Source organism: Paenibacillus sp. OK003 (assembly GCF_900109515.1).
Lineage (GTDB): Bacteria > Bacillota > Bacilli > Paenibacillales > Paenibacillaceae > Paenibacillus > Paenibacillus marchantiae.
This window is the reverse complement of record NZ_FOBD01000022.1, coordinates 37,584-60,424: the sequence shown is the minus strand read 5'-3', so window position 1 is coordinate 60,424 and position 22,841 is coordinate 37,584. Positions and strand designations below refer to the sequence as shown.

At 43.7% G+C, this 22,841-nt stretch carries 31 protein-coding genes; 28 read left to right on the top strand and 3 right to left on the bottom strand.

What is annotated here, in order from left to right; all coding sequences use genetic code 11:
- The first annotated feature begins 129 nt into the window (after positions 1-129).
- On the top strand, positions 130-531 hold the full coding sequence (locus tag BMW94_RS26230) for a hypothetical protein (protein ID WP_091001693.1): 402 nt from the start codon (positions 130-132) through the stop codon (positions 529-531).
- A 95-nt stretch (positions 532-626) separates the two neighbouring features.
- Here BMW94_RS26230 and BMW94_RS26225 read toward each other — a convergent pair whose 3' ends face one another.
- On the bottom strand, positions 627-869 hold the full coding sequence (locus BMW94_RS26225; RefSeq protein ID WP_091001692.1) for a hypothetical protein: 243 nt from the start codon (positions 867-869) through the stop codon (positions 627-629).
- On the opposite strand from BMW94_RS26225, the gene BMW94_RS26220 reads away from it, so the two are divergent.
- The 14 genes from BMW94_RS26220 to BMW94_RS26155 all read left to right on the top strand — a co-directional run bounded on the left by BMW94_RS26220 (position 829) and on the right by BMW94_RS26155 (position 11,588).
- Positions 829-1,347, top strand: coding sequence for a PhzF family phenazine biosynthesis isomerase (locus BMW94_RS26220; protein WP_368086954.1), 519 nt, complete (start codon positions 829-831; stop codon positions 1,345-1,347). The two genes, BMW94_RS26225 and BMW94_RS26220, sit on opposite strands and share 41 nt — an antisense overlap.
- A gap of 26 nt (positions 1,348-1,373) precedes the next feature.
- Entirely contained in the window at positions 1,374-2,210 is an 837-nt protein-coding gene (locus BMW94_RS26215) for an aminoglycoside adenylyltransferase domain-containing protein (RefSeq protein WP_091001690.1), read from the top strand.
- Positions 2,211-2,318: 108 nt separating this feature from the next.
- Entirely contained in the window at positions 2,319-3,125 is an 807-nt protein-coding gene (locus BMW94_RS26210) for an inositol monophosphatase family protein (protein ID WP_368086952.1), read from the top strand.
- 45 nt (positions 3,126-3,170) lie between these two features.
- Entirely contained in the window at positions 3,171-3,773 is a 603-nt protein-coding gene (locus BMW94_RS26205) for an HD domain-containing protein (protein WP_175480857.1), read from the top strand.
- 43 nt (positions 3,774-3,816) lie between these two features.
- Complete coding sequence (locus BMW94_RS26200) at positions 3,817-4,266, top strand: NUDIX hydrolase (RefSeq protein ID WP_091001688.1); 450 nt, start codon at positions 3,817-3,819, stop codon at positions 4,264-4,266.
- 20 nt (positions 4,267-4,286) lie between these two features.
- The gene (locus tag BMW94_RS26195) at positions 4,287-4,619 is read left to right on the top strand and encodes an HIT domain-containing protein (RefSeq protein ID WP_090894910.1); all 333 of its coding nucleotides are present in this window, start codon (positions 4,287-4,289) and stop codon (positions 4,617-4,619) included.
- 489 nt (positions 4,620-5,108) lie between these two features.
- Positions 5,109-5,885: a hypothetical protein gene (locus tag BMW94_RS26190; RefSeq protein ID WP_091001687.1), complete on the top strand. Its 777-nt coding sequence runs from the start codon at positions 5,109-5,111 to the stop codon at positions 5,883-5,885.
- 202 nt (positions 5,886-6,087) lie between these two features.
- Positions 6,088-6,507, top strand: a complete 420-nt coding sequence (locus BMW94_RS26185; protein WP_139209428.1) for a hypothetical protein — start codon at positions 6,088-6,090, stop codon at positions 6,505-6,507.
- A gap of 188 nt (positions 6,508-6,695) precedes the next feature.
- Positions 6,696-7,193, top strand: a complete 498-nt coding sequence (locus tag BMW94_RS26180; RefSeq protein WP_091001685.1) for a PH domain-containing protein — start codon at positions 6,696-6,698, stop codon at positions 7,191-7,193.
- Entirely contained in the window at positions 7,190-8,725 is a 1,536-nt protein-coding gene (locus BMW94_RS26175; RefSeq protein ID WP_091001684.1) for a PH domain-containing protein, read from the top strand. The genes BMW94_RS26180 and BMW94_RS26175 overlap by 4 nt, the downstream gene beginning before the upstream one ends.
- A 273-nt stretch (positions 8,726-8,998) precedes the next feature.
- A complete protein-coding gene (locus BMW94_RS26170; RefSeq protein ID WP_091001683.1) occupies positions 8,999-9,778 on the top strand; it encodes a Cof-type HAD-IIB family hydrolase in 780 nt (259 codons plus the stop codon).
- A gap of 103 nt (positions 9,779-9,881) precedes the next feature.
- On the top strand, positions 9,882-10,052 hold the full coding sequence (locus BMW94_RS26165; protein WP_094030680.1) for a YHYH domain-containing protein: 171 nt from the start codon (positions 9,882-9,884) through the stop codon (positions 10,050-10,052).
- 288 nt (positions 10,053-10,340) lie between these two features.
- Positions 10,341-11,003, top strand: a complete 663-nt coding sequence (locus BMW94_RS26160; protein ID WP_091001682.1) for an HAD family hydrolase — start codon at positions 10,341-10,343, stop codon at positions 11,001-11,003.
- 66 nt (positions 11,004-11,069) lie between these two features.
- Positions 11,070-11,588, top strand: a complete 519-nt coding sequence (locus BMW94_RS26155; RefSeq protein WP_254790376.1) for an NUDIX domain-containing protein — start codon at positions 11,070-11,072, stop codon at positions 11,586-11,588.
- Positions 11,589-11,830: 242 nt separating this feature from the next.
- Here the strand turns inward: BMW94_RS26155 and BMW94_RS26150 are convergent, their stop codons facing one another.
- Positions 11,831-12,991, bottom strand: coding sequence for a glycosyltransferase family 4 protein (locus BMW94_RS26150; protein WP_254790375.1), 1,161 nt, complete (start codon positions 12,989-12,991; stop codon positions 11,831-11,833).
- A gap of 241 nt (positions 12,992-13,232) precedes the next feature.
- Between BMW94_RS26150 and BMW94_RS26145 the strand changes: the two genes are divergently transcribed.
- The 3 genes from BMW94_RS26145 to BMW94_RS26135 are packed head-to-tail and all read left to right on the top strand — an operon-like array spanning position 13,233 to position 14,667.
- Positions 13,233-13,802 carry a DMP19 family protein gene (locus BMW94_RS26145; RefSeq protein WP_091001679.1) on the top strand — a complete coding sequence of 190 codons (570 nt, stop codon included), beginning with the start codon at positions 13,233-13,235 and terminating at the stop codon, positions 13,800-13,802.
- 25 nt (positions 13,803-13,827) lie between these two features.
- Positions 13,828-14,364 carry a DEAD/DEAH box helicase family protein gene (locus tag BMW94_RS26140; protein WP_091001678.1) on the top strand — a complete coding sequence of 179 codons (537 nt, stop codon included), beginning with the start codon at positions 13,828-13,830 and terminating at the stop codon, positions 14,362-14,364.
- Positions 14,365-14,376: 12 nt separating this feature from the next.
- Positions 14,377-14,667 carry a hypothetical protein gene (locus tag BMW94_RS26135; protein WP_091001677.1) on the top strand — a complete coding sequence of 97 codons (291 nt, stop codon included), beginning with the start codon at positions 14,377-14,379 and terminating at the stop codon, positions 14,665-14,667.
- A 98-nt stretch (positions 14,668-14,765) separates the two neighbouring features.
- Here the strand turns inward: BMW94_RS26135 and BMW94_RS26130 are convergent, their stop codons facing one another.
- Positions 14,766-15,539 (bottom strand): sporulation protein, encoded by a 774-nt coding sequence (locus tag BMW94_RS26130; protein WP_091001676.1) that lies wholly within the window; start codon positions 15,537-15,539, stop codon positions 14,766-14,768.
- Positions 15,540-15,865: 326 nt separating this feature from the next.
- On the opposite strand from BMW94_RS26130, the gene BMW94_RS26125 reads away from it, so the two are divergent.
- From BMW94_RS26125 to BMW94_RS26080, 10 genes are all read left to right on the top strand, one after another.
- A complete protein-coding gene (locus tag BMW94_RS26125; RefSeq protein WP_091001675.1) occupies positions 15,866-16,306 on the top strand; it encodes a cupin domain-containing protein in 441 nt (146 codons plus the stop codon).
- A gap of 19 nt (positions 16,307-16,325) precedes the next feature.
- The gene (locus BMW94_RS26120) at positions 16,326-16,868 is read left to right on the top strand and encodes a hypothetical protein (protein ID WP_091001674.1); all 543 of its coding nucleotides are present in this window, start codon (positions 16,326-16,328) and stop codon (positions 16,866-16,868) included.
- Positions 16,865-17,407: a GNAT family N-acetyltransferase gene (locus BMW94_RS26115; RefSeq protein WP_091001673.1), complete on the top strand. Its 543-nt coding sequence runs from the start codon at positions 16,865-16,867 to the stop codon at positions 17,405-17,407. Before BMW94_RS26120 ends, BMW94_RS26115 begins: the two co-directional genes overlap by 4 nt.
- Positions 17,408-17,455: 48 nt before the next feature.
- Positions 17,456-17,980, top strand: coding sequence for a YfiT family bacillithiol transferase (locus BMW94_RS26110; RefSeq protein ID WP_091001672.1), 525 nt, complete (start codon positions 17,456-17,458; stop codon positions 17,978-17,980).
- A 28-nt stretch (positions 17,981-18,008) separates the two neighbouring features.
- Complete coding sequence (locus BMW94_RS26105) at positions 18,009-18,482, top strand: NUDIX domain-containing protein (protein WP_091001671.1); 474 nt, start codon at positions 18,009-18,011, stop codon at positions 18,480-18,482.
- A 28-nt stretch (positions 18,483-18,510) separates the two neighbouring features.
- Positions 18,511-19,017: a GNAT family N-acetyltransferase gene (locus tag BMW94_RS26100; RefSeq protein WP_091001670.1), complete on the top strand. Its 507-nt coding sequence runs from the start codon at positions 18,511-18,513 to the stop codon at positions 19,015-19,017.
- Between the two features lie 265 nt (positions 19,018-19,282).
- Positions 19,283-20,002 (top strand): class I SAM-dependent methyltransferase, encoded by a 720-nt coding sequence (locus BMW94_RS26095; RefSeq protein ID WP_091001669.1) that lies wholly within the window; start codon positions 19,283-19,285, stop codon positions 20,000-20,002.
- 70 nt (positions 20,003-20,072) lie between these two features.
- The gene (locus BMW94_RS26090; RefSeq protein WP_091001668.1) at positions 20,073-20,813 is read left to right on the top strand and encodes an SDR family NAD(P)-dependent oxidoreductase; all 741 of its coding nucleotides are present in this window, start codon (positions 20,073-20,075) and stop codon (positions 20,811-20,813) included.
- Positions 20,814-21,117: 304 nt separating this feature from the next.
- Entirely contained in the window at positions 21,118-21,807 is a 690-nt protein-coding gene (locus BMW94_RS26085; RefSeq protein WP_091001667.1) for a response regulator transcription factor, read from the top strand.
- A complete protein-coding gene (locus tag BMW94_RS26080) occupies positions 21,804-22,808 on the top strand; it encodes a sensor histidine kinase (RefSeq protein WP_091001666.1) in 1,005 nt (334 codons plus the stop codon). Before BMW94_RS26085 ends, BMW94_RS26080 begins: the two co-directional genes overlap by 4 nt.
- Positions 22,809-22,841 lie beyond the last annotated feature (33 nt).

The window sequence follows — 22,841 nt, the reverse complement described above, 5'->3', positions numbered from 1 at the left end:
AAACACTCGGTTGGACAAACGTACTTCCCGGTAAGTATGTTGTCTATATAGAGAACACAGGTAAATCCGAACTAGAGGGTAATGGATTTGCGAATGCATACTATAACTATGATTGAGGAGTGACCTCCAATGAAAAAAATTTTTATCAGTACGGCATTAATAATGACTGTTTCGGCAGGGACTGCATTAAGTATTTATGCTAGTAATAATTATGGTGAGGGTAAAACAGATCTCTCATCGAGTCCTGCTATTCACAGAGAAATAAGTACTGATAAGGAAATGAAAATCACTGACGTTGATAACCCAAACAATCCCTACGTTACAGCTTCAGTGGAATTGTCAGAAGAGGATATTAGGAGTGGTCAAGAAAGTCTCGACAGTATAATTAATCCTTTTGGAACTTTTAATAAAGTAGCCAAAAAGGACTCCTCTATTTCCGAAGAGGAAACCGTTGATAACTTAGATGATGTCACTGCTGATACAAAACAGATTCTACATTACGGCAATTACTTTGTTAAAAGCGATTCTTAGAATAAACATATAGAAAGAAGCCCATATATTGGGCTTCTTTCTATATGACAAAACAATTATTTTTGTATCTGTGTCTGCTTGTTCTGCACTGCTCTTTATAAGCATCCACGCCAAAAAATAGTGTCTTCCGTTTTGAAATAGATAAAGTCTGTTTCTATTGAGCCGTGTCCGGCTCTAACCTCAAATATCTTACTAATGCCCTTGATCATCTCATAAACCTGATCAATTCGCCTAAGATTCGCCGATTCATTTTCTTCCAGCTCCCTGGCTTTACGCCATAGATACTGATTAAAGAGCATCAGATCCGCGCAGTGGCTTTCTATACCTTGTTTTTCCATAACAGTCCATCTAACTATGGATGATATTGATTTATCCACACCCATCGTCTATGGAAGTACAGGCGCCTGGACTTTGTTGATACCGATTCGTAAACTGACTTCTTTCCAACAAATGAAACCGGATTCTTCTCTATTCCCTGAGATATTAGTTGAAAATCCGAAAGCTTCTTTGCATCCCTTTACTCAGGAAACCCGTGATTCAGATGCTCTAATGCATGCCAGACATTTTTCCTCGCCCTTTTCGGGAACTACGGAGGATCCGGTTACGGGAACAGCATCCGGTGTGATGGGTGCCTATTATTTGGAGTATATGAATGCTGAGATCGATCAGACTCATTTTGTTGTGGAACAAGGACACGAGATTGGCAGAGATGGGAAAGTTCTTGTCAGTGTGGTCAGAGATGGACAGGACATGGATGTCAAAATACAAGGCACGGCTGTTTTTGTGGAGGAAATGAAAGTGGAGTTGGATACGTAACAACGTAAATAAAGGAGTGGATTTAGGTGGATGAACAGGCGGTACTACATACAGTTACCCTTTTGTTAAAAGAAGAATGTTTGGATTCCCTGGTGGGAATTTATTTGCACGGGTCCATGGCTATGGGGTGCTTCCATCCCAATCAAAGCGATATCGATATACTGGTGGTATGCCGGGAGCAGCTGTCTGCTGATACCTATCGAAGGATTGCGAAGAGATTGATGCACATCGAAGATGAAATGCACATTATCACAGGATTTGAACTTAGTATTATTTTGGAGTCTACGGTTGCTAAACTGACGTTTCCGACTCCGTTTGAATTTCATTACTCGGGGTATCACCGGGAGAAGTATAGAACGGATGATCAATATCTTTGCGGTGGATACGAAGATCCGGATCTGGTAGCACATCTGGCCGTTATTGTTGACCGTGGAATTGTGCTTGTCGGTAAACCGATTAACGAGTTATTCCAGCCCGTAAAACGTGAATATATGTTGGCCTCTATTACATCTGACGTTGGTTCAGCTATGGAAGAAATAACGGATAACCCTGTCTACTATGTTTTGAACCTATCACGGGTGCTATTGTATGTGAAAGAGTCGGTTATATACTCCAAGCGAGAAGCAGGCGAGTGGGCACTCATTCATATTTTACCGAAGTACAAAGAAGTCATCTCACAATGTCTCGCAAAGTATAATGGAGAGCTGGAAAGCGTGAATCTAAGTAATGATTTACTTCTGGATTATGCGAAGTACATGTTGAACGAAATAAGTGGTATCTCCTTGCGGTATTTGCAGAGAGAAGAGGGTTATTCTAAAACAACGATTGGGAAGCTATTACCACAAAAATATACAAGAACATAAATGAAAAAAATAACTGGGCGTATATCGGTAAAGGATATTTGCTTGATCATGAAGAGACTCGGATCTATGAAATTAGCATAAAATGAGCGCTTTAATAACACGAACGGAGTGATAGTCATCGAACAAACCATTCGTTTAGCCCAAGAGATTGCGAAAAGAGTCATTCGAAGAGCCGGAAAAGTTGCCAAAGATCATTTTGATCAGATCACCTACGCAGAGGAGAAGGACATCTTTGGCGACGTAGTTACTGAAGTAGATCATGAAGCAGAGCGGATAATATGTGATGAAATTAGCATAAGTTTTCCCGATCATGAGATCCATAGTGAAGAGCGGGGGCATAACGGACAGAAGAGTGACTGGCTGTGGATGATTGATCCGTTAGATGGAACAAACAACTTTGCCATTGGCCTACCGATATTTTCCGTTTCCATTACATTAATGTATCGTTCAGAACCTGTTCTCGGGGTTATTTATGAACCTCTGGTGGACCGTTTGTTTGTGGCATCACGTGGGAATGGGGCAAGTTGTAATCTGAACCCCATGAAAGTTCAAAAGAAAGAGCAGATTCATAAAGGGACCATTGGCTGGATCCAGGGGCATCAGGTGCAAAATGAGGAGAAGGCTGTACGGCTACGTCAACATCTGGATGTTCGTTTCAAACGAATGATGCGATTATGGGCTCCAACCATACAGTGGTGCATGTTAGCAAAGGGGGATATTGACGGTATTGTGCTCTACAATTCGGAAGGAGACGATTTGTATTCAGGCATATTAATGGCGAAAGAAGCAGGTGCGATTGTTATGGATTATGAAGGGATTCCCTTTGATGGTATGAATTCAGAGCCATATCTGATTGCCTGTCATCCGGATCATCGTGATTATTTCCTGAGTGTCGTTCGGGAGGGAATGAACTGATGATTAGCGAGCTTAATAAGCATGAATTCTATAAACCGAAGGAGAATGGTCGTGAACGAAACATTACAGGAGCAGATTCAATTTCTAATTGAGATTGATAAACTGAAAACGATTGAACGAAAAACGAGAATCATCCATGGCGAAAGACTTGAAAATGATGCGGAGCATTCCTGGCATTTGGCGATGATGGCCTTGATTTTGCAGAGCCATTCCAACAAGGAGGTGGATATTCTCAAAGTCATTAAGATGCTTCTTGTTCATGACCTCGTTGAGATCGATGCCGGAGATACATTTGCCTACGATACAGTAGGTCATACGGATAAATATGAACGCGAGATCAAGGCTGCGCATCGACTGTTTGGGATATTACCTCAGGAACAGGCCGAAGAACTGTTGAGCCTATGGCTAGAGTTTGAGGCTAAGGAGACCCATGAAGCGCAGTTTGCCTCGTCGATGGATCGGTTGCAGCCGTTGATCCACAATCATCAGAATGAGGGAGATACGTGGCAGAAATACAATATAACAAGTGAACAGGTGTTAAATAGAAATCGTGAGATTGAGAACGGTTCCAAAACATTGTGGACGTATGCACAACAGATTATCCAAAATTCCGTAGACAAGGGAATCTTGACTAAATCCAAGTCTTAGAGACACGTTGAACTTATCTGATCACAGATAGGGGAGAATCTTTATGGGATATATCATGGAGTTGAGAAAGCTGGTGGGTTCGCGCCCTCTAATCATGGCTGGTTCATGTGTGTTGGTCTTCAATGAGCAGGGCCATCTGCTGTTGCAAAGACGTACAGATAGTCTGGATTGGGGAACCCTTGGCGGATCATTGGAACCGGGAGAATCTTTGGAGGAAGCTGCTGCCCGTGAATTATATGAGGAAGCTGGACTGAGAGCGGGTGCATATAAACTCATTACCGTTTTCTCAGGTCAGGATATGTATTACAAGTATCCGCATGGAGATGAAGTGTATAATGTCATGGCAGTCTATGAAGCTACTGAAATTCAGGGCGAACCAACCGTCATGGATGATGAAGGACTGGAACTGCGTTATTTTGATCTGAGTAAACCAATCCCAGAGATTAATCCGTTCACGGAATATGTGCTGAAAAAAGCGGGATATATTAACTAAGTAGTGAAAGGGGATCGTATATGACACAGGATTTTTATTGTGATGAAGTGCTTAGTGGTAATACCCAAGTAAATATTGTCATGGAAAGTGACAAGGTGCTGGCTTATCATCATACCCGACCATACTACAAGCATCATATTGTTGTTATTCCAAAGATCCATATCCAATCGTTCATTTCACAGGAAGAAGAAAATAATGATGAACTATTATTGGAAATTATGCGCGTTATCAAAAAGGTTGCTGCGGACATGGTTGTCCAGACGGGTTCTTCCAAAATCGTAACTAACCTGGGCACGTACCAGGATTCGAAGCATCAACACTGGCATGTGGTAAGCGGTGAACGTATCCAATAAAATAAGTCTTACGTAAAGTCTTCCTGCCGGATGTTCGGGGGAAGATTTTTTGACTGCAATGATTAGAATTCAGCCTATCAAGAATGTGAAAATGGTTTGAAGAAAGTAACTTAAGGTAAAATATGCTAAAATAGGTTGGTGAAATAATAATTTGAACTATTTATCAATCATGATGATCATATGAATTATGAATGCATTACAATGATAAAAAAGGCGGAAGTGTGATGAGCTTTTCATTCATTTCAACATTCGCAGTTTTATTTAATTTGGTGTTATTCGGTTTGGGTGTATATGCCCTCATTTTATTTATCAATCTTGCTAAACGCGGAATTCAGGCGTTGGACATTTATCTATATGAGAAACGAGGAGAACGGTTCTAAGCTGTAGAAATATCACTCAACAATAGAATTATCATTTTTCTCTCAGTGTTTTATTGTTGTTCTATTGATATGATTAACTCATCATTCAACTAAAGAGAGGGTAAATGACATGGATACTTTTTTAGAGCAAATCAACGAATTGCAGGAGCTTCAAAAAGATTTGGTCAGTATACATCCCTTATTCGCAGAGTATTATCCCGTGGTTGTGGCATTTGAATCTTTGTTATATATCTATGATTATTCATCCCAGACGCAGCAATATGAATGGGTGAAAACCGTTCCGGATGACCTGAACATTCCCGATGAGTGCCTTGCAGCGTTCCCGGTGCATCACATGGGTGGGCGGATGTGCGCAGTGGTGACGGATGCGGTGTTCCAAAATTTTGAGCAGAAAATCTACCTCTTTCATGAGTTTGTCCATTGTTACGTATATGAGCAGTATACCGACATGGGTGACCGTCTTGAGATCAAACGTAAGATGGAGCAAATCAAACGTGTAACATGGGAACTGGATTATGAGTTTCCTTATGACAATGAGATGGTTGTCCAGCGGATTACTTCGCTGCTGTCAGCCTTGAAGAGTAAGGATCTCTTGCAAGTGAAAGAGGCGAGAGTAGCCCTGTTCAGCTCTTTGAGTGAAGAACAAGGGGAGTACTTCAACTGGCTGGAATGGAACGAAGGTTACGCGCGCTATCTGGAGAATCGAATACGGGAGAAATTTGGACTGGAAATCAATCATATGGGGGATACAGCTCCGTTTAATCGTCTTGTTTTCTATGAGTGCGGGTCCGAATACATAAACCTGCTCGTTAACGAACAGCCGGATCTTCATACGGATTTGGAGCAGTTATTTGAGAGGATACAAACAGAGCGAGTGCAGGGTTGAACATAGGGTATAGTTCCCAAATTCATTACGGACGTAAAGATAAGTGCCTTTGTGGCTGATACCGCCCATCGTTTAAAATTGCTGCTCCAAGGATGGGACACCGAGCTGCAGCATGTCAGCATAAACATCTAGAGCTAAATACAGATGATTGCTTAGAGAGGGAGTACTATGTGTTTAGTCGAGCCCGGAGGTATATATGCTAATGAAAAAAGCAGGGATTCTCTTAGGTCTCTTCGTAGTGCTACTAGCAGGCTGCAATCCTTCAAATGGAACTAATTCTAATCCGAAAGAAGTGCTACCTTCACTCATTACATTAACCTGCAACCCAAACTTCACGATTGAAGCGTGTGAGGATGTGGAATTCGAAGATCCGGTTGAGATCGGAATCGTAATCGAGGCTATAAACAAAGCGGAGCGTATAGCGGGAAGTCTTGATTATAGCGTGGAGTACAAGATGAACTTAACAGATGCAGATGGCTCCTTAACCAAGTATGATTTTTCCATAGGCAAAGATCCCAAGCAGTCAGCCCTTCTGGTTAACCATGAGGATACCCACGTAGGATACAGCATACCCATAGAGGATGCAAACCGAGTAAGGAAACTGATTCAGATTCATACGTAGAAGCTTACTATTTGGGGTGAAGGCACGGACCATATGGTGTGGTTATGCGATGTGAAGGATTTTGCTGCAAAATAAAATGACTAAGAGATGACGACCTGTACTGAACAGGGGTCATCTCTTTTACTAAGTCAATCTTTCTGCATCGATAGAGGACTATTCTTCGTACAGTAAGAAAAAGGAGTGAAGATATGCAGTACATACAGAGTACACCCGAGCAACGTTTATCGCCGGATGCCATAACCATATGGAGAATCAGTGCGATTATATCGAACGGAATAGGGTTGATTGTGCTTGCAGCACTGCTGATTCTGGATTCCATCTATGGATGGAAGGCGTGGATTGGTTGGTTGCTGTGGGGAGTGACTGCCATATCAGTGCTGTATGCGGTGTGGGAGGTTTTTATCCGGCCTTCATTGTTATACAAGCATTGGTATTACGATGCGAATGAGGAGTTCTTGCAATTGAAGCACGGCGCTTTGAAAAAGGTACATCAGATCATTCCCATGGCCAAAGTACAATCTGTCACGACGAACCAAGGTCCCCTTTTGAGAAAATATGGCCTATATTCTGTATCGGTTGGCACGATGGGTTCATCTCATACAATCCCGGCGCTGCCAGAGGAAGTGGCGCTTGAACTGCGTAATCAGATTGCGGCTTATGCAAGGATTAATGAGGTGGATGAATGAACGATATGAAAAGACAGCACCCGTTAGCCATGCTCTGGAGTTTGTGGAAACTGGTGAAAAATTCTTTTGCATTTATCGTTTTTTTATTTATTCTCCGTCATGGCTCGGCGTCCACGTGGATTATGTACGGCAGAATCGTCTTCTATGTGGCTATCGCGTTTAGTGTGATAAGTATTATCTGGAGTTGGTTTACACTCCGTTATACCGCAGATAATAAGGCTTTTCAGATCTACAGTGGGGTGTTCAATCGCACAAGAAGAACGATACCTTATACCAAAATTCAGAACGTGAACCGGCATACGTCGCTGTTTCATCGTTTGTTCCGCGTCACATCCATTCGTTTTGAGACGGGCATCAAGGGAGACGATGCTACTTTTCAGCTGCAAGTCGTTTCGCTTGCGGAATCGGATCGGCTTGAAAAGGTCGTAGCAGGGCATATGTCGGAAGCGAAAGTCGTCAGTGATGTTGTAGAACCAAGCGAAGAACCCGTGATGAGAACTGAACACGTAACACAGGAAGAAGATATCCCCTCAACTGTAAAAGAAGAGGTTGAACGGAATGTCCATTACAAGTCCACTCGAAAAGATATATTCAAAGCTTCGTTTACGTCGCTCAGCTTTCTGGTACTTATTCCGATTCTGGGATCACTCTATTCGTCGATAAAAGATTTCTTTCCCGATGAAAAAGTGACGGAGAGCATCCTATTAACGTGGCTGGATACCTGGTGGATTACCGCATTGATCATTACAGGACTTATTGCTGTTTCCATTATGTTAGGTATTGTCAGAACCTTTGTGAAGTATGGTGATTTCCAAATCTCCTCTGATCGCAAACGTATCTACATTACGAAGGGTATGTTGGAACAGACCGCATTTTCGATCCTGAAAGAACGAGTACAGGCGGTGAAAATAACGCAGTCTCCGATGAAAAGACTGCTAGGATTGGCAGAAGTGGAACTTACGACAGCAGGTGGTGTGGGAGAATCCGACCAGGAAGTTAACTCACTCTATCCTTTTCTGCCTGTGAAGCAAGCTTACGATATGATCTCGGAGATTTTGCCATCCTATCAGGTCACGCGGGAGATGCAGAAGCTTCCACGCAAATCATTATGGCTGCGCATGCTGACACCAAGCTGGGTGTGGATCATTGCAACAGGGTTACTGTTTTATTTCAAACCGCCGATTCTGGGACAGAATCAGGCATGGTGGATGATTTCCGCTATTCTGTTACTGTGGATTGGCATATGCAGAATAACTGATTTTCTCCATACACGATACGTCCTGAATGAGAACTTTATCCAATTGCGAACGGGTGCATTAACCTCGAAACTATACATCTCCAAGCGAGAGAAAGTCATTGAGGTACAGATCACCCGGAATCTACTGCAGCGTTGGTTTGGAGTTGCTTCGATTCAAACCGTGAATCGTGCCAAACCTGTTCTGCATCACACTTTAAACGATATTCCGCTTGAAGCCGTAGAGGCGTTTCAACTGTGGTATATGGAGCGGAGCCAGAACGTCCAGACCCGTTAATGTAAAGGCAAGTGCAGGAAGACTACTAAGTTAACTGAGCACTTGCCTTTTAATATTGAGAGGTCAGAAATAACCTGAAGAAGCGGAGCTACAAGCTTTCTGTAAAGAAAGCTGCATCGGAAGCATACACCTCGCCTTTATTCCCGGATTTTCCCCTTTAAAATAGTAATCAAAAAAATCTGGGGATAACAGCGATCGGAAGGTTGTTCTGTCATCGGAGTGGTAAGTGTAAATATGCTTTAGTTCAATTGATATAACTTAGGAGGTGTTCCTTTGATTAAAATCGTATTTATGGACGTGGACGGTACGTTACTCAGTGAGAAGGATCGAAGTCTCTCTCCAAGTACAGAGGAGTCGATTCGACAATTGGTTCGTAGGGGCATACAGGTCGTGCTGGTCACTGGCAGACCGTACAATTTATGCGGAGATTTCAAGAAACTCGGGATTAATACCATAATTTCGGCTAACGGGGCATTGATCAAGAACGGTGAAGAAGTGATACATAAATCGGTGCTTTCTGCACGAATGGTTAGAGAATTCAGTGAATTTGCCGAGATGAATGGCAGCAGTATTTCTTATTTTACAGAGTCATTCGAGATGAATGGTTTATGTACAACGGATGTGCGTGTCATCGATGCATTGAGAGATACGCTCGGTCTGATGGAGTACCCCTTGAGCATCAGTTCTTTGGAACAGGAAGTGTATTGCATTTGTTTATATGCCGATCAAGCCGAAGCGGAGATATTCCATTCCAGATTTCCAGCATTGAAATTCGTGAGGTTTCATCCTTACGTGTCTAACGTACTGGAAGAGAACGAAGTATCCAAATCGATAGCGGCAGGAAAAGTGCTCGACCACCTGAATATATCGAAAGAGGAAGCAATGGCTTTTGGCGATGGTGAAAATGATATTGATTTGCTAGAGTACGTGGGTCTTGGCATTGCGATGGAAAACGGAGGAGAACGCGTCAAACAAAGTGCCGACTATGTCACGCTGCGAGCAAGTGAGGATGGCATCACACATGCGTTGAGGAAGTTTAAAATCATAGAATAAGCAAATTTTGGAGTAATAAGGATATCCTAATTATGGGTTTTCATGTAGAATGATGGAGGATGAATTAAGCCCTAAAGCATAGGGTGTGATCGAAGGGTGACTTATGAAAAAGGTTGTCATTGTAATCTTGTCTTTTGTCGTACTTATTTGTGTATCTTCTTCAGCTTATGCCCATCCAGGTAGACTGGACAAAAATGGTGGACATAATTGTTCCGCGAAATCCAAACAAAAGGGCCTTTGCACAGGCTACCATTATCACAAAAAGAAGAAATGAAATTGAGTTTTACAAGCTAAACCCAGCCCTGGTCTAATCTATGGTTGGGTTTGCATGTTTATAATTCATGGTAGTCGCAGCTAACAGAATACAATAAACATTACGTTAGAGGTGAGTAGATATTATGGGGTTTATTGGGATCATTTGTGTCATTATTATGACGGTCACACTCATCAGCATAGAAAGTAAAACGAAACGGTTAATTCAAGAGCAGGCCGAGACCAATCGGAAACTGGAGCAACTATTGAGGAAATAACGTTTTACAGACCAGACAGGAGGAGCATGACGATGGATCATATTAAAGCGATTATTTTTGATCTGGACAATACGATTCTCAACAGAACAAGTACCTTTGAAGGCTTCAGCCAGAGCTTGATCAACACTTATTTTGCTCATCTTGAGACTACGGATGATATTCTTAAACGAATTATTGAGCTGGATGAGGACGGTTACAAGGACAAGGATGTCTTGTTCAACGAGCTGCTCCATGAATTACCATGGGCTGAGAATCCACCTCACGCGGAGCTGATGGAGTTCTATGGCAGAGAGTATGTGAAAAGTGCGGTTCTGATGGAGCAGGCGAGAGAAGTGGTTCAGCATCTAAAGGGAAAATATAAAACAGGTTTAATTACCAATGGTAAAACTGAGATTCAATACGGCAAAATCGATCAACTCGGAATCCGGGATGATTTTGATCATATTATCGTTTCAGAAGAGGCTGGGGTCAAAAAGCCCGATCCTCGTATTTTCAAATTGGCATTGGATCATTTCAACCTCTCTCCCGAGCAGTGTATCTACATTGGAGATCATCCCGTCAATGATGTTGAAGGAGCGGCAAAAGTAGGCATGAGCACGATCTGGATGAAGGTTAATCAGCCTTGGCAGGACAGCATTACAACCAAACCATTGCATGCTATTGAGCATCTTGGTGAATTAAAAGGCCTGCTCTAAGGGGAGATCGTCAGATTAGATTCAAGCAACACAACATTACATAACAGAACAGTGAGGTAGGTGCACATGGAGATCAGACAAATGGCTACCGCATTTTTGAGTAATGGCAACGACATGTTAATGATGAAGAAGGCAGGCAGCAGGCTGTTCGATTTTGAGTTCTGGGGTGGTATTGGCGGGCATCTGGAGCACGGCGAGCTTAATTCACCAATGACCGCCAGTTACCGGGAGATTGAAGAAGAGACGGGATTCAAGCAAGCGGAAATTGATAATTTCCGTCTTCGATATGTTTTGTTGCAGTATAGTGACGGTGAAGTTCGGCAGCAGTTTGTATATTTTGGTGAGACGGCACATCGAGCCTTTATTCCATCAGATGAAGGGGAGTTATTTTGGATACCTTTGGATGAGCTGCTGGATTTACATACATCCATTCTGATTAAAGCAGCGATCCGGCACTTTTTGCAGAATCAGGAGACCGACGAGATATGGATCGGTAATGTCCTAAAGGGGGAAGGGGCAGCGGCTAGACCGAGGGTAGAATGGAGTATTATGCAAGATACGATATCCTTTGAACCCGTTGTGTAATGTTAGACGTCTTGACCGGGAAAGGGACCTATCTCTGATCGAAAAAGCTATACGTTTAAACGTCTGTAGGCGACTGTTATAAAGAGCGAGGATATTAACCATCCCCGCTCTTTTTTAATACCTCGTATTGAATATAAATTCTCTCTTTGGAAGGATGATGGATATGAATATCCAAACTTCAATAGATGGGTCTTGGAGCAGCAGTGATCATCCATTATTCAATTCGGTTTATTTAATGAAAATCAAGCTGTGATGATTCGATCTTTCGTGCGTCTTCTCCGATTCTCAATGGCTTCCTCATAATCTCCGACTAACCTGTCAAAAATGTGATCCCACGATCGCTGCTCAGCAAGTTTTCGACCTTCAAGACCCATAGTCCTCAGTTGATCCATATGATCTCCCCAGAGGCATATCTCCCGAATCAATGCATCCGCATTACCCGGCTCGAACAGAACACCGCTTCGATGATGTGTGACCAAGTCTTTTACACCGCCACCATTCGCAGCGAGAACCGGCAATCCCGAAGCCATCGCCTCCAGCACCACATTGCCAAATGTTTCTGTTGAGGAAGGAAACACAAAGAGATCTGCCGAAGCATACATAGCAGCAAGCTCTTCACCATGCAGATACCCTGTAAAGGTGACATTGGGTGGGGATTGCATACGCATTTTGGGGAGCAATGGCCCATCGCCTACAATGATCCAGTGTACACGGGCTTGCATATGTTCTGGCAACTGCTGCATGGCAAGGGTGAGGGTAGCGATATCTTTTTCCGGGGCAATTCGTCCAACGTAGAGTAGAATTAGAGGAGCCGTTATATTGTAGCGAGTACGGATATCGGAACTTCGTTTATCAGGTGAATACAGGCTGCAATCGATCCCGCGGGACCATAACTTCAGACGTTGAATACCTTTTGATTGCAATGAGTTTAAGGTCTCTTGAGACGGTGTCAATGTTGCATCACAGGCTCGGTGGAACCATTGGATATACTTCCAGTAAAGAGGAATGACGCTTTTCAACTTGTAGTATTCGAGGTACCGATCGAAGTGAGTATGGTAGGAGATGACATGTGGAAGCTGATACTTGTGCGCATATCTGAGACCGAAAAGACCCATATTGAACGGAGTGGCGATATGCAGCAAATCTGGCTGAAAAGTCTTTAACTCCCGATGAATGGCTGCTCGATTAGGTAAGGCAATACGACATTCCGGGTAGAGGAAAAAGGGGATGTTGGTAACCGAACGGACCGGAGCGGCATCGTTGCCTTCAATAACAGACTGTGGTGTGAATAACAGATGCTCAATGCCTTTGCGGTTCAAGTGATTACTCAAGCGGTGCAGCGTACCGGCAACACCATTGGTTTCCGGAACATAGGTGTCGGTGAACAAGGCCAGGCGCATCATAACCCCTCCCAAGACTCTTGATGACAAGATCATAACATCGTATCATGTTCCAAAGGTCAAGTGCAGGTTAACTTTATCCGTATTCCGTGTAAAGTGTGTGGGGAATTGAATTGGTGCAAACGTACAGCGGATAAACTTATATAACATATTCTGCTATGATGTATAGGCGTTTAGTTATAGTGGACCCGTGTGAAATCATTCGTCCAACTTATATAGATAGAGAGATACAGGAGGCAGAGAGATGAACAAATTACAGGAAGAATTGCAGCAATTATTACCCTTGGATCAGGTTGAAAGCATGTCGGGTGAGGAAGTGGTGGGGAGTGTTGCCATGGATCTGTATCGTGCGGAATTTGCGACCATTCGGGAGTGCGGACCTGAACTTCCACAAGTATTGCGAGATACCATCCTGATCGTAGATCTGGATACAGAGCTATCCATGAGTGGCATGACTGGTTTTCTTGAAAATGCGAGCGGACAGTTTCTGCGTGAAACGACGGAAGCAATGCAGCGCATAGGCAATGATGCGGATGCAGAGATTCTGAAGAACATCCAGCATATGTTATCCGAAAGTGGTGTGACACCTGAGCAGTTAAGAGAAAATGTGAATGCACTCTCCGAACAAGATGTAACAACGACCTTGAATACACATGGACAACAGATCCATGAGGTTTTACAGCGGGTGGAGCTGGAAGCGGCTAATCTAAGCATGCAATCGGATAATGAAGAGGTTTTTGAACTCCTTTATCAATATGTCGATACGAACAAAGATCGTCTGAAACAGGAGTTGGAGCAGCTCTTGTCTAATTGAATCTGACACGCAGGAGGACGTCATTATGATTGTGATGATTAATGGGGCATTTGGCTCGGGTAAAACCTCTGCGGCAACCAAGCTGCAGACGTTAATTCCGAACAGCATGATCTTCGATCCTGAAGAGATTGGATACATGCTAAGAAACGTGATTGTGGATGACGTCCGAATGGATGTGGAGAAAACGGACGATTTTCAGGATATGGAGCTGTGGAAAGTCCTTACCGTGAAAGTCGCCCGTGAAATCAGGCAGAAGTATAACAAACATCTGATTGTTCCGATGACCATTTACAAGTCCGAGCAGTTCAGTTACATCCATCGGGGTCTGAAAGAGCTCGACGCTGACCTGTTTCACTTTACCCTGATGACGTCTATGGAAACATTACATGAGAGATTGTTGAAGCGTGGGGATGAGCCTGATGGATGGACTTTTAAACAAGCGGTTAAGTGTCTCGAAGCATTCCATGGAGCACGCTTTGAAGAGTACATTCAGACGGATGGGCAAACAACAGATGATGTAGTGAATTTTATAACTTCCAAAGTGTTGTCAAACCGTAAATGAGGAGGCAAAATGATGAGTATCAACAAACGATTAGGTGTGGAATCCCTGTTGGTAACTTTGCTATTCACACTGGGTTTTATGGCTTGGAATGTCATTCAAGGAATGTTAATGACGCTGAATCATACACCTGAAATGATGCACACTGATTCATCTACCAGCACGTTGCAGTCCAGAGTTGCTTTTGGTTCCATTGCCCGTTGGGATATGACTTCCATTCTGATCGCTGCTGTTGGATTTCTCTTGCTTGCTGCCGCATACTATGGACTTCGATCGGGGATACAGCGCTGGACACAGCGTTCCTGATTGTTTATTAATAAAAGAAAGCATAGCCAAAAAACAGTTCTATACCAATGAAGTTGGTAGGAGAACTGTTTTTTGTTTTTGAATCTATTATTAATATATTATAGATGCTTGGAGATGATTTCTTCCAGACCTTGCGCAACCGAATCCGCACCCCGTGCAAGGTGTCTCTCGTAGAGATGCAGTCGGACAAAGCTCTCATCCGTCCCCATCGCCTCCGAGAAAATGCCACCGAGTCCACGTGCACGGCGGTCGATCTGAAGCAACAGTTCCAGTGAATCTCCCATCGGGTAGAACAGTACTTCCAGCTCATCCAAATAGCCGCGGAATTTGCTCGTTGGCACGAATTCAAATTCCTGTACAAATGGAAGATTACCACCAAGCTTTGGAGCATAGTCGTTGGTCACTTCACGCAGCTTGAAACCGAGGAGATCAATCGCATCAAGCACAGTGTTCATATCTTTTGTAGGAACGACATGCAGTCTGTCCCGGTCTGAGGGGTCCATGGCGCTTGATATATCGAGGCCAGTTTCAACCCACACCTCTGCACGATGAAGTGTAATTGGAAGATTTTCTGGCAGATCAAATGAGAAGGACTTCTCCAGTTTGGCGCCAGGCTGTAATATAAAATCTTTGGTAAGCAAGTATTTGGCTACAACGGCAGTTTCATTTACTTTTCGATCATTGTGCTCCCGTATGTAATGGGTTTTGATCGTAAGGTAGATTCGTTCTACATTCTGTTCCACGTCTCCACCCTCGATGTACACGATCCCAGAGATGACTCCTCCAGGCGTAACCTGAGGTGTATGTAATTCTGTATTTACTTTGGCTGCTCCAACACCTACACTAGCTAACATTTTCTTAAAAAAAGACATTCATTTAACCTCCACATCTTATTGGTTTATCCAAGTTGAAAAATGCGACTTCGAGCTTAATACGGCGCCTATGAAAGAAGCGTTTCAAATTTTAACAAGTACAAGATGAGAATAGATGAAACTTTTTTAGTGAGAAAAAAGTTAACTTATGTACAGGGAAATCGACTTGCTTGTGTCGAATGTTGTTTAATATGGGATTTTCTTCTGGGGGGATGGGAGACTTGCTGTGCGTGAGCACAAATATATCTGGAAGGCTGTAAGGCGTTAAAGGAAGATTATAGAGTTTGAATGCTACCTTCGTATTTCAGATCAGGAGGTGTAATGGTTTGGATAGAGAAACTTTAGAACGAAATCTAGGGCCGGACAACGTGATTACCACCTTCGAGCAGATGGCTAATGGGGAACGGAAATACAAAATGGTTTCAGCGGATGGCAGTTATTATTGCAGAACGATAGCTTCATCTCAGGGAGGATGGCAAAATAGCCACTTTCATAACCATATAACCGAGTTCTATGTTGTGCAGTCTGGTTGGATTGCTTATGCAAATTTTGCGAATGATCAGACGCTTGAAATCAGAGTTATGGGCGAAGGAGATCACATCATTGTGGAACCGGGAGTACACCATAATTTATATATGTCAGCCAATAGCGTTATCCATACGATTAAATATGGTTTGAATACACATAGTGATTGGTCTGCTTCTCCGGAACTGGACAGCGTTACACAGGCACTAATGGAGAGCGAATTACTTCAGACTTACGGTTAATCAGCTTGGGGGTAAATACATGCGTAGAAGTACGATATTTTGGCTAACTGGAATTGCAATTGTTATTGTAGCAGCTTTCATTGTATATAATAATCTGGCTCCAAGCGTTACAGCGCAGGATGTTAACATGAAGGGCACGATTCGGCAGACAGCTACGGATGAATACGAGGTGCAATTAACCATCACACGCACAAAAGAAGACAAGGGTCAGCATACCGTATATCCGCTTGTACCTGGCTGGGGTTCAATATCTTTTTATGACAAACAGGACAACCGATTTATTCGACCTACTTCCGTCGGCAGCACAGGTGAAATGGAAGAAATTTTTCGTCAAGCGTTACAGGGGCAGTCATCAACGACGATAACTGAATTTGCAGGGTTCTCCATACCTGATGCAGTGGGCACGTACAAGGTGCGCTTTACCATCCATCCGTTGGGTGATGAAGCAGAACTGATTCGGCAACCGATGATCTATTATGTTCATCAGGAAAAATTATTGGGGAAGGACCTGAGCTGGGTCTCAGGAGAGCCTCTGGAAATCATTAAGGAGTATTTGGAATGAAGCTAATCTATCAATGGAATGAGATTACAGTGCGTTTACTGGATGAAAAGGATGAGCAGCTGCTTGTTCAATGGTTGTCTAACCCGGTAGTACTTCAATATTATGAAGGCCGTGATCAGCCACATGATTTGCATTTGGTCAGAGAGAACTTTTATAGTCAAGAGGATACGGTACATCGTTGTATGGTTGAACACGAAGGTAAACCGCTCGGCTATATCCAGTTCTATGAACTGGAGGAGGAAGAACGGAATGAGTATGGTTATCGAGACACCGATGAAATTATCTATGGAACAGATCAGTTTATTGGAGAAGCCGATTACTGGAACCGCGGTATTGGCACACAACTAGTACAATCCATGTTGATTTATCTGGTCAACGAAAAGCAAGCCCGGAAAGTGGTCATGGACCCACAATCGTGGAACGAACGAGCCATATCCTGTTACGAAAAGTGTGGTTTCAGGAAGGTCAGACTGTTACCAGAACATGAGCTGCATGAAGGGCAGATGAGAGACTGCTGGCTGATGGAGTATGCCCCATAGGCGGAGCACAGTGTATATTTAAACCATATAACCAAGGAGGAATGATCGATGGATTTGAGATACCCGATTGGATCATTTGAACATACAGGCGAGGTCACACCAGAGCAGCGGAAGCAGTGGATTCAGGATATTGCCGAGTTGCCGGAGCGGGCCCGCGAAGCGGTCAAAGGATTGAGTGAAGAACAATTGAGGCTGCCCTACCGGGAAGGTGGCTGGATGCTCAAACAGGTCATACACCATATGGCAGATAGCCATATGAATTGCATGGTTCGTTTCAAGCTGGCATTGACGGAGGATAACCCCACGATAAGACCGTATTACGAGGAACGATGGGCTGAACTGAGTGATTCGCGGGAACTGGATGTTGAGTTTTCCCTGCAAATCCTGGATGCGCTGCATCGCCGTTGGGTAGCACTACTAAACACATTAACAGATGTAGACTATGCCAAAACCTTTTATCACCCCGCATCTAAAGAAACGACCAGACTGGACTACAATTTGGGTGTATACGCATGGCATGGGAGACACCACGTTGCCCATATAACGTCGCTTAGAAGCAGATTGGGAATCTAGTGGTGAAAGATGTGAGGTGTGATTTCTGATGATAGAGAAACAGTGGCTGGATCTCAGTGAATATCATGAATTGGAACAAGAGATTCAGTATGTCATCATGGTTACTCAGTTTCAGGAGAAATACGTCATTATTCATAACCTTAAACGCAGAGGCTGGGAATTCCCAGGAGGTAATCGTGAACCTGACGAGTTAGTTCTTAGGGCTGCAGAAAGAGAACTGTTCGAAGAGACAGGGGCACTGAAGTTCATCCTGGAACCCTTTGGAATCTATCAAATGAATGGAAGGTTCGGCATGGTTTATTATGCGAATATTACGGAATTCTGCACTCTATCGCTGGAACCCAACTCCGAAATTGGTGCAATGAAAATGGTAGATACACTACCAGAGAGCATGAATTTTGGCGACATGTTTTATTCTTTTTTGCATCGATGGTCGATATATTCTGCCAAAGGGACACACGAACACTTCGTAGATCTGACTTTCTGTGAAAATAACATTTAAATATCTAATAATAAGGGAGATTACATCGATGAATATACATATCAGACTATTAAATGAAGGCGATCCGGTCGTAATTTCGCAGGCGTTTCAGGAGCAGGGTTGGGCGAAATCGGCGGAGCAGTACATTCAATATCTTGCAGAACAGCAGAATGGTGAACGGGTGACTTTGGTAGCGGAATTGGATGGAGCTTTTGCCGGTTACGCGAATGTATTGTGGAATTCGTATTACCCTTCGTTCAGGGAACAGGGTATTCCGGAAATTAATGATTTCAATGTGCTGATCAAGTATCAGCGTCAGGGAATTGGATCACGTTTGATGGACCGGGCAGAAGATGTCATTCATGAGCGAACCGAAACTGCGGGGATTGGTGTGGGGGTGTTTTCCGATTATGGAAAAGCTCAAATTCTATATGCCCGTCGTGGATATATACCAGATGGACAGGGCATTCACAAGCATGACCGTTATCTAAAGTGGGGTGATGAAACGATTATCGATGACGATGTGGTGCTGTATCTAACGAAGAAGTTAAGCTGATCGAATCCTGAATAAAAATGATAAAAACGCTGTTGAGAAGACAGGGAATTATTTCCTCAACAGCGTTTTTTCACATGTAAATAGACCATTTTTGGCTCGAAATCTTACAAGAAAAATAGAGTTGTATTGGGTAAGAATGGTATAATAGAGTGTGGTTGATTTAGCGTTGAAACCGTGATGAAGCGGGCGATTTAAAGGGAAAGAGATCGATACATAAGAGGGAATGTGCAGGGTATTTTGTATGAATTCGAGGAGGAATGTGGTTATGGAGAAAACAATTAAAAATGTCCAGGATCTATATGACATGCTTGACGCAGAATTCAGATCAGCGAAGCAATTTTGGGAACCTTTCTACGAGGATCGGGACCGGCCGATTCCCTTTTTTCCAAACAAACCGGATGAAAATCTGGTAGCGTATGTGAGCTCAGGAATATTACCTGGGGGCAAAGCATTGGAGCTCGGTTGTGGCCCGGGAAGAAATGCGTTATATCTAACACGTCAGGGTTATAAGGTTGATGCTTATGATCTCTCGGAGCAAGCCATTGCATGGGCCAAGGAAAGAGCTGTGGAGGAACAGCTTGAAGTGAATTTTGAATGCAAATCAGCATTTGAACTCGCGCCGCGGGAAGAGTACGATCTGGTTTATGATTCGGGCTGTCTTCACCATCTGCTGCCACATCAGCGAATTCCCTACATACAGATGATTCAGAGCGCACTTAAACCTGGAGGATATTTTGGAATGACCTGCTTTGCTCCAGGATTTGGCGGTCAGGGTGGACCGGAGAGCGTTATGGACGATTGGCAGGTATACCGTGAGAAGTCGATGAAAGGCGGTCTGGCTTTTACGGAGGAAAAGCTTCGCTATTTGCTTGAAGATCCATTTGAATGCGTGGAACTGCGACCGATGAAAGCGATGGGTCAGGATGAAGATTGTTTTGGCTTGCCCATCCTATGGGTGACGTTGTGGAGAAAACCCAACGTGTAGTCATAGACGAAAGGTCATAGATTTGACGTTTAACCATTATTGCACAGAGCGAGAGAAAGGCGGCTAGAATATGGGACAAAGGTATTTTATCATTACAGGTACATCCAAGGGAATCGGCAAACAGCTGGCGGAATTGTTATTGGAAAAGGGAGATTACGTCTACGGTATTTCACGAGGAGCGTCTGACTTGGAAGATGCCTACGAGCGTTATCAGCATGTTCAGTTTGATCTGGCAGATATCCATAGCATCGACGATCTTGTCTCAAGCCTATTGGAGCATATTCCGCTGAAGGAAGTTGAATTCATCGGGCTCATAAACAATGCGGCCATACTTGAGCCGTTGAAGCCGATCAATCAGTGCATCGCAGAGGAGATCAGCCAGCAGCTGGAAATCAGCTTGGCGGCGCCCATGATTCTGACTGCATCTTTTATACAGTATACCAACCACCTGACCACACGCAGAAAAATAGTCAATGTATCGTCCGGTTCAGGCAGTTATCCGGCACCTTCGATGGCATCTTACTGTACCTCCAAAGCCGGAATAAACATGTTTACCCAGTGCGTAGCGATGGAACAATCCGGGCAGCCCAATCCCGTTGAAGTGATTGCATTCGATCCAGGGATGGTAGATACGGAGCTACAGGCTGTGGCAAGAGGCAAAAGTGCAGAAGAATTTGCACTGTCTGAGGTATTCGGTCAGGTCTATGAAGCAGGCCAATTAAGATCACCACAAGATGTCGCAAAGCAATTAATCGAACGGATGGAAGAAATCAGTGATCCAAGCAAGGTCCTCCATACTATGGAGGGATAACAGATTAAAAGTTATAAACGTTTAGATTCATCTAAATTGGTAAGAGACTATGGATTTTACTTTGCCTCGACAATTTGTATTGTTCTATGTAATAGCGGCAGGAGTGGAAGAGACGGAATCGATTCTGAAGAAGCGGTAGCGTTCGCCTTTGTCACCTAATTTCTACATTTAATAAATCTAATAAAGGAAATTTGGGGACAACAGCGATCGGAAGAACGATCCGTATCTGGAACGGTCCCCCGTAGATTGTCAAACAATATGCTTCGGGCAATGCCCAAGAAGAACAGAAACGTGGTGAAGATATATGTTTAAAATTATGCTCATTGAAGACGATGAATCGTTGTTCAGTGAAATCAAAGAACGGTTATCCCAGTGGTCGTATGACGTGTATGGCGTGCGAGATTTTGGCAAAGTCATGCAGGAATACAGTGCCATTCAGCCACAGCTGGTCATTATTGATATTCAGCTTCCTCAGTATGACGGATTTCATTGGTGTCGCATGATCCGCGCTCATTCCAATGTGCCGATTATCTTTCTGTCCTCACGGGATCATCCTACGGATATGGTCATGTCAATGCATCTGGGCGCAGATGATTTTATCCAGAAGCCCTTCCATTTCGATGTGCTGATTGCCAAGATCCAGGCGATCCTGCGTAGGGTATATAACTACAATACAGAGCGGGTTGAGCTGCGCACATGGCGTGGGGCTACCATTGAATATGTGAAAAATACACTTACCTATAACAATGAATCTGTCCTTTTGACCAAAAATGAAATGTTCATTCTCAAAGTGCTGGTTGAGCACAAAAATCAGATTGTGACCCGAGAAGACCTGATTCGCAGTCTGTGGGATCATGAACATTTTGTGAGTGACAACACACTCACGGTCAACGTCAATCGCCTTCGCAAGAAGCTGGAGCCGCTGGAACTCGATGGCTATATCGAAACGAAAGTTGGTCAGGGCTATATGGCAACAGAAGAGGCGGAAGTATGATTGGCAAATACATACGGGAAAAGCTAAGCTGGCTAGTGTTGCTGATAAGCATGCAGCTCATCATTTTATTTGTAGCCTATATCGACACGTCCATTCCATTCCGATCTGTAGCGTATATCGTCGTGCTGAATGTAGTAGTATGCATTGTGTTTATCTGGGCGAGATATCCAAGAGAGATCCGTTTCTACAAAAGATTAAGCGCCTGGGATCATACCTATGATCCAGGGGATTTGGATATCGCTGAAAGCCCTTATGAACGGATTGTGCACGATGCCGTGACTTCCCAGACCGAACGTTATCGGAAGGAGTCCTCGGCTCATTTTATTTTACTGGAGCAGGAGAAGGATGAGATGTTAGCGTGGATTCACGAGGTGAAAACGCCACTAACCGCGCTGCAATTGATGATCGAGCGAATGCCGGATGACAAACTGCAAGGTCAGATGACGTATGAATGGTTGCGAATTCACCAACTGCTTGATCAGCAGCTTCACCAGAAGCGTATTCCATTTATGCATAATGATTTGTTTGTGGAAGAAACAGAGCTTGAACCGATTTTGAACGGCGAGATTAGAGCTTTGAAGTCGTGGTGTATATCCAAACGGATTGGCTTCGACGTGTCACTACATGTGACTAAGGTGCTGACCGACAGTAAATGGTTAGGTTTTATCATACGGCAGCTGCTTACTAATGCGGTGAAATACAGCCATTCCTCTGACATTGTCATTGAAAGCAAGGAACAGGATGGGCACATCTTATTGACCATTCAGGATTATGGAAGAGGGATCGAAGTGCAGGATTTACCACGTATCTTTGATAAAGGCTTCACTTCAACCCAAGGCAGGCTGGAAGGAAACGCAACGGGGATGGGTTTGTATTTGACCCGACAGGTGGCACAAGCACTTCGTATAGACGTTAAAGTACAGTCTGCTCCCGGAGAGGGCACTAGTATCAAGCTAACCTTCCCGAGAAAAAATGACATGATCCACCTAGCAGGCGTGTGACAACATTGTCACATGCTTTTTGGTTTTGTTCGG

Excerpts from the sequence above, each read along its gene's own strand:
- BMW94_RS26085 (WP_091001667.1), top strand. The coding sequence starts at position 21,118 with ATGTTTAAAATTATGCTCATTGAAGACGATGAATCGTTGTTCAGTGAA.
- BMW94_RS26140 (WP_091001678.1), top strand. The coding sequence starts at position 13,828 with ATGATTGTGATGATTAATGGGGCATTTGGCTCGGGTAAAACCTCTGCG.
- BMW94_RS26080 (WP_091001666.1), top strand. The coding sequence starts at position 21,804 with ATGATTGGCAAATACATACGGGAAAAGCTAAGCTGGCTAGTGTTGCTG.
- BMW94_RS26180 (WP_091001685.1), top strand. The coding sequence starts at position 6,696 with ATGCAGTACATACAGAGTACACCCGAGCAACGTTTATCGCCGGATGCC.
- BMW94_RS26110 (WP_091001672.1), top strand. The coding sequence starts at position 17,456 with ATGGATTTGAGATACCCGATTGGATCATTTGAACATACAGGCGAGGTC.
- BMW94_RS26185 (WP_139209428.1), top strand. The coding sequence starts at position 6,088 with ATGAAAAAAGCAGGGATTCTCTTAGGTCTCTTCGTAGTGCTACTAGCA.
- BMW94_RS26195 (WP_090894910.1), top strand. The coding sequence starts at position 4,287 with ATGACACAGGATTTTTATTGTGATGAAGTGCTTAGTGGTAATACCCAA.
- BMW94_RS26135 (WP_091001677.1), top strand. The coding sequence starts at position 14,377 with ATGAGTATCAACAAACGATTAGGTGTGGAATCCCTGTTGGTAACTTTG.
- BMW94_RS26230 (WP_091001693.1), top strand. The coding sequence starts at position 130 with ATGAAAAAAATTTTTATCAGTACGGCATTAATAATGACTGTTTCGGCA.
- BMW94_RS26155 (WP_254790376.1), top strand. The coding sequence starts at position 11,070 with ATGGAGATCAGACAAATGGCTACCGCATTTTTGAGTAATGGCAACGAC.
- BMW94_RS26115 (WP_091001673.1), top strand. The coding sequence starts at position 16,865 with ATGAAGCTAATCTATCAATGGAATGAGATTACAGTGCGTTTACTGGAT.
- BMW94_RS26120 (WP_091001674.1), top strand. The coding sequence starts at position 16,326 with ATGCGTAGAAGTACGATATTTTGGCTAACTGGAATTGCAATTGTTATT.
- BMW94_RS26130 (WP_091001676.1), bottom strand. The coding sequence starts at position 15,539 with ATGTCTTTTTTTAAGAAAATGTTAGCTAGTGTAGGTGTTGGAGCAGCC.
- BMW94_RS26205 (WP_175480857.1), top strand. The coding sequence starts at position 3,171 with ATGGTCGTGAACGAAACATTACAGGAGCAGATTCAATTTCTAATTGAG.
- BMW94_RS26090 (WP_091001668.1), top strand. The coding sequence starts at position 20,073 with ATGGGACAAAGGTATTTTATCATTACAGGTACATCCAAGGGAATCGGC.
- BMW94_RS26150 (WP_254790375.1), bottom strand. The coding sequence starts at position 12,991 with ATGATGCGCCTGGCCTTGTTCACCGACACCTATGTTCCGGAAACCAAT.
- BMW94_RS26145 (WP_091001679.1), top strand. The coding sequence starts at position 13,233 with ATGAACAAATTACAGGAAGAATTGCAGCAATTATTACCCTTGGATCAG.
- BMW94_RS26095 (WP_091001669.1), top strand. The coding sequence starts at position 19,283 with ATGGAGAAAACAATTAAAAATGTCCAGGATCTATATGACATGCTTGAC.
- BMW94_RS26190 (WP_091001687.1), top strand. The coding sequence starts at position 5,109 with ATGGATACTTTTTTAGAGCAAATCAACGAATTGCAGGAGCTTCAAAAA.
- BMW94_RS26105 (WP_091001671.1), top strand. The coding sequence starts at position 18,009 with ATGATAGAGAAACAGTGGCTGGATCTCAGTGAATATCATGAATTGGAA.
- BMW94_RS26200 (WP_091001688.1), top strand. The coding sequence starts at position 3,817 with ATGGGATATATCATGGAGTTGAGAAAGCTGGTGGGTTCGCGCCCTCTA.
- BMW94_RS26160 (WP_091001682.1), top strand. The coding sequence starts at position 10,341 with ATGGATCATATTAAAGCGATTATTTTTGATCTGGACAATACGATTCTC.
- BMW94_RS26225 (WP_091001692.1), bottom strand. The coding sequence starts at position 869 with ATGGAAAAACAAGGTATAGAAAGCCACTGCGCGGATCTGATGCTCTTT.
- BMW94_RS26175 (WP_091001684.1), top strand. The coding sequence starts at position 7,190 with ATGAACGATATGAAAAGACAGCACCCGTTAGCCATGCTCTGGAGTTTG.
- BMW94_RS26100 (WP_091001670.1), top strand. The coding sequence starts at position 18,511 with ATGAATATACATATCAGACTATTAAATGAAGGCGATCCGGTCGTAATT.
- BMW94_RS26165 (WP_094030680.1), top strand. The coding sequence starts at position 9,882 with ATGAAAAAGGTTGTCATTGTAATCTTGTCTTTTGTCGTACTTATTTGT.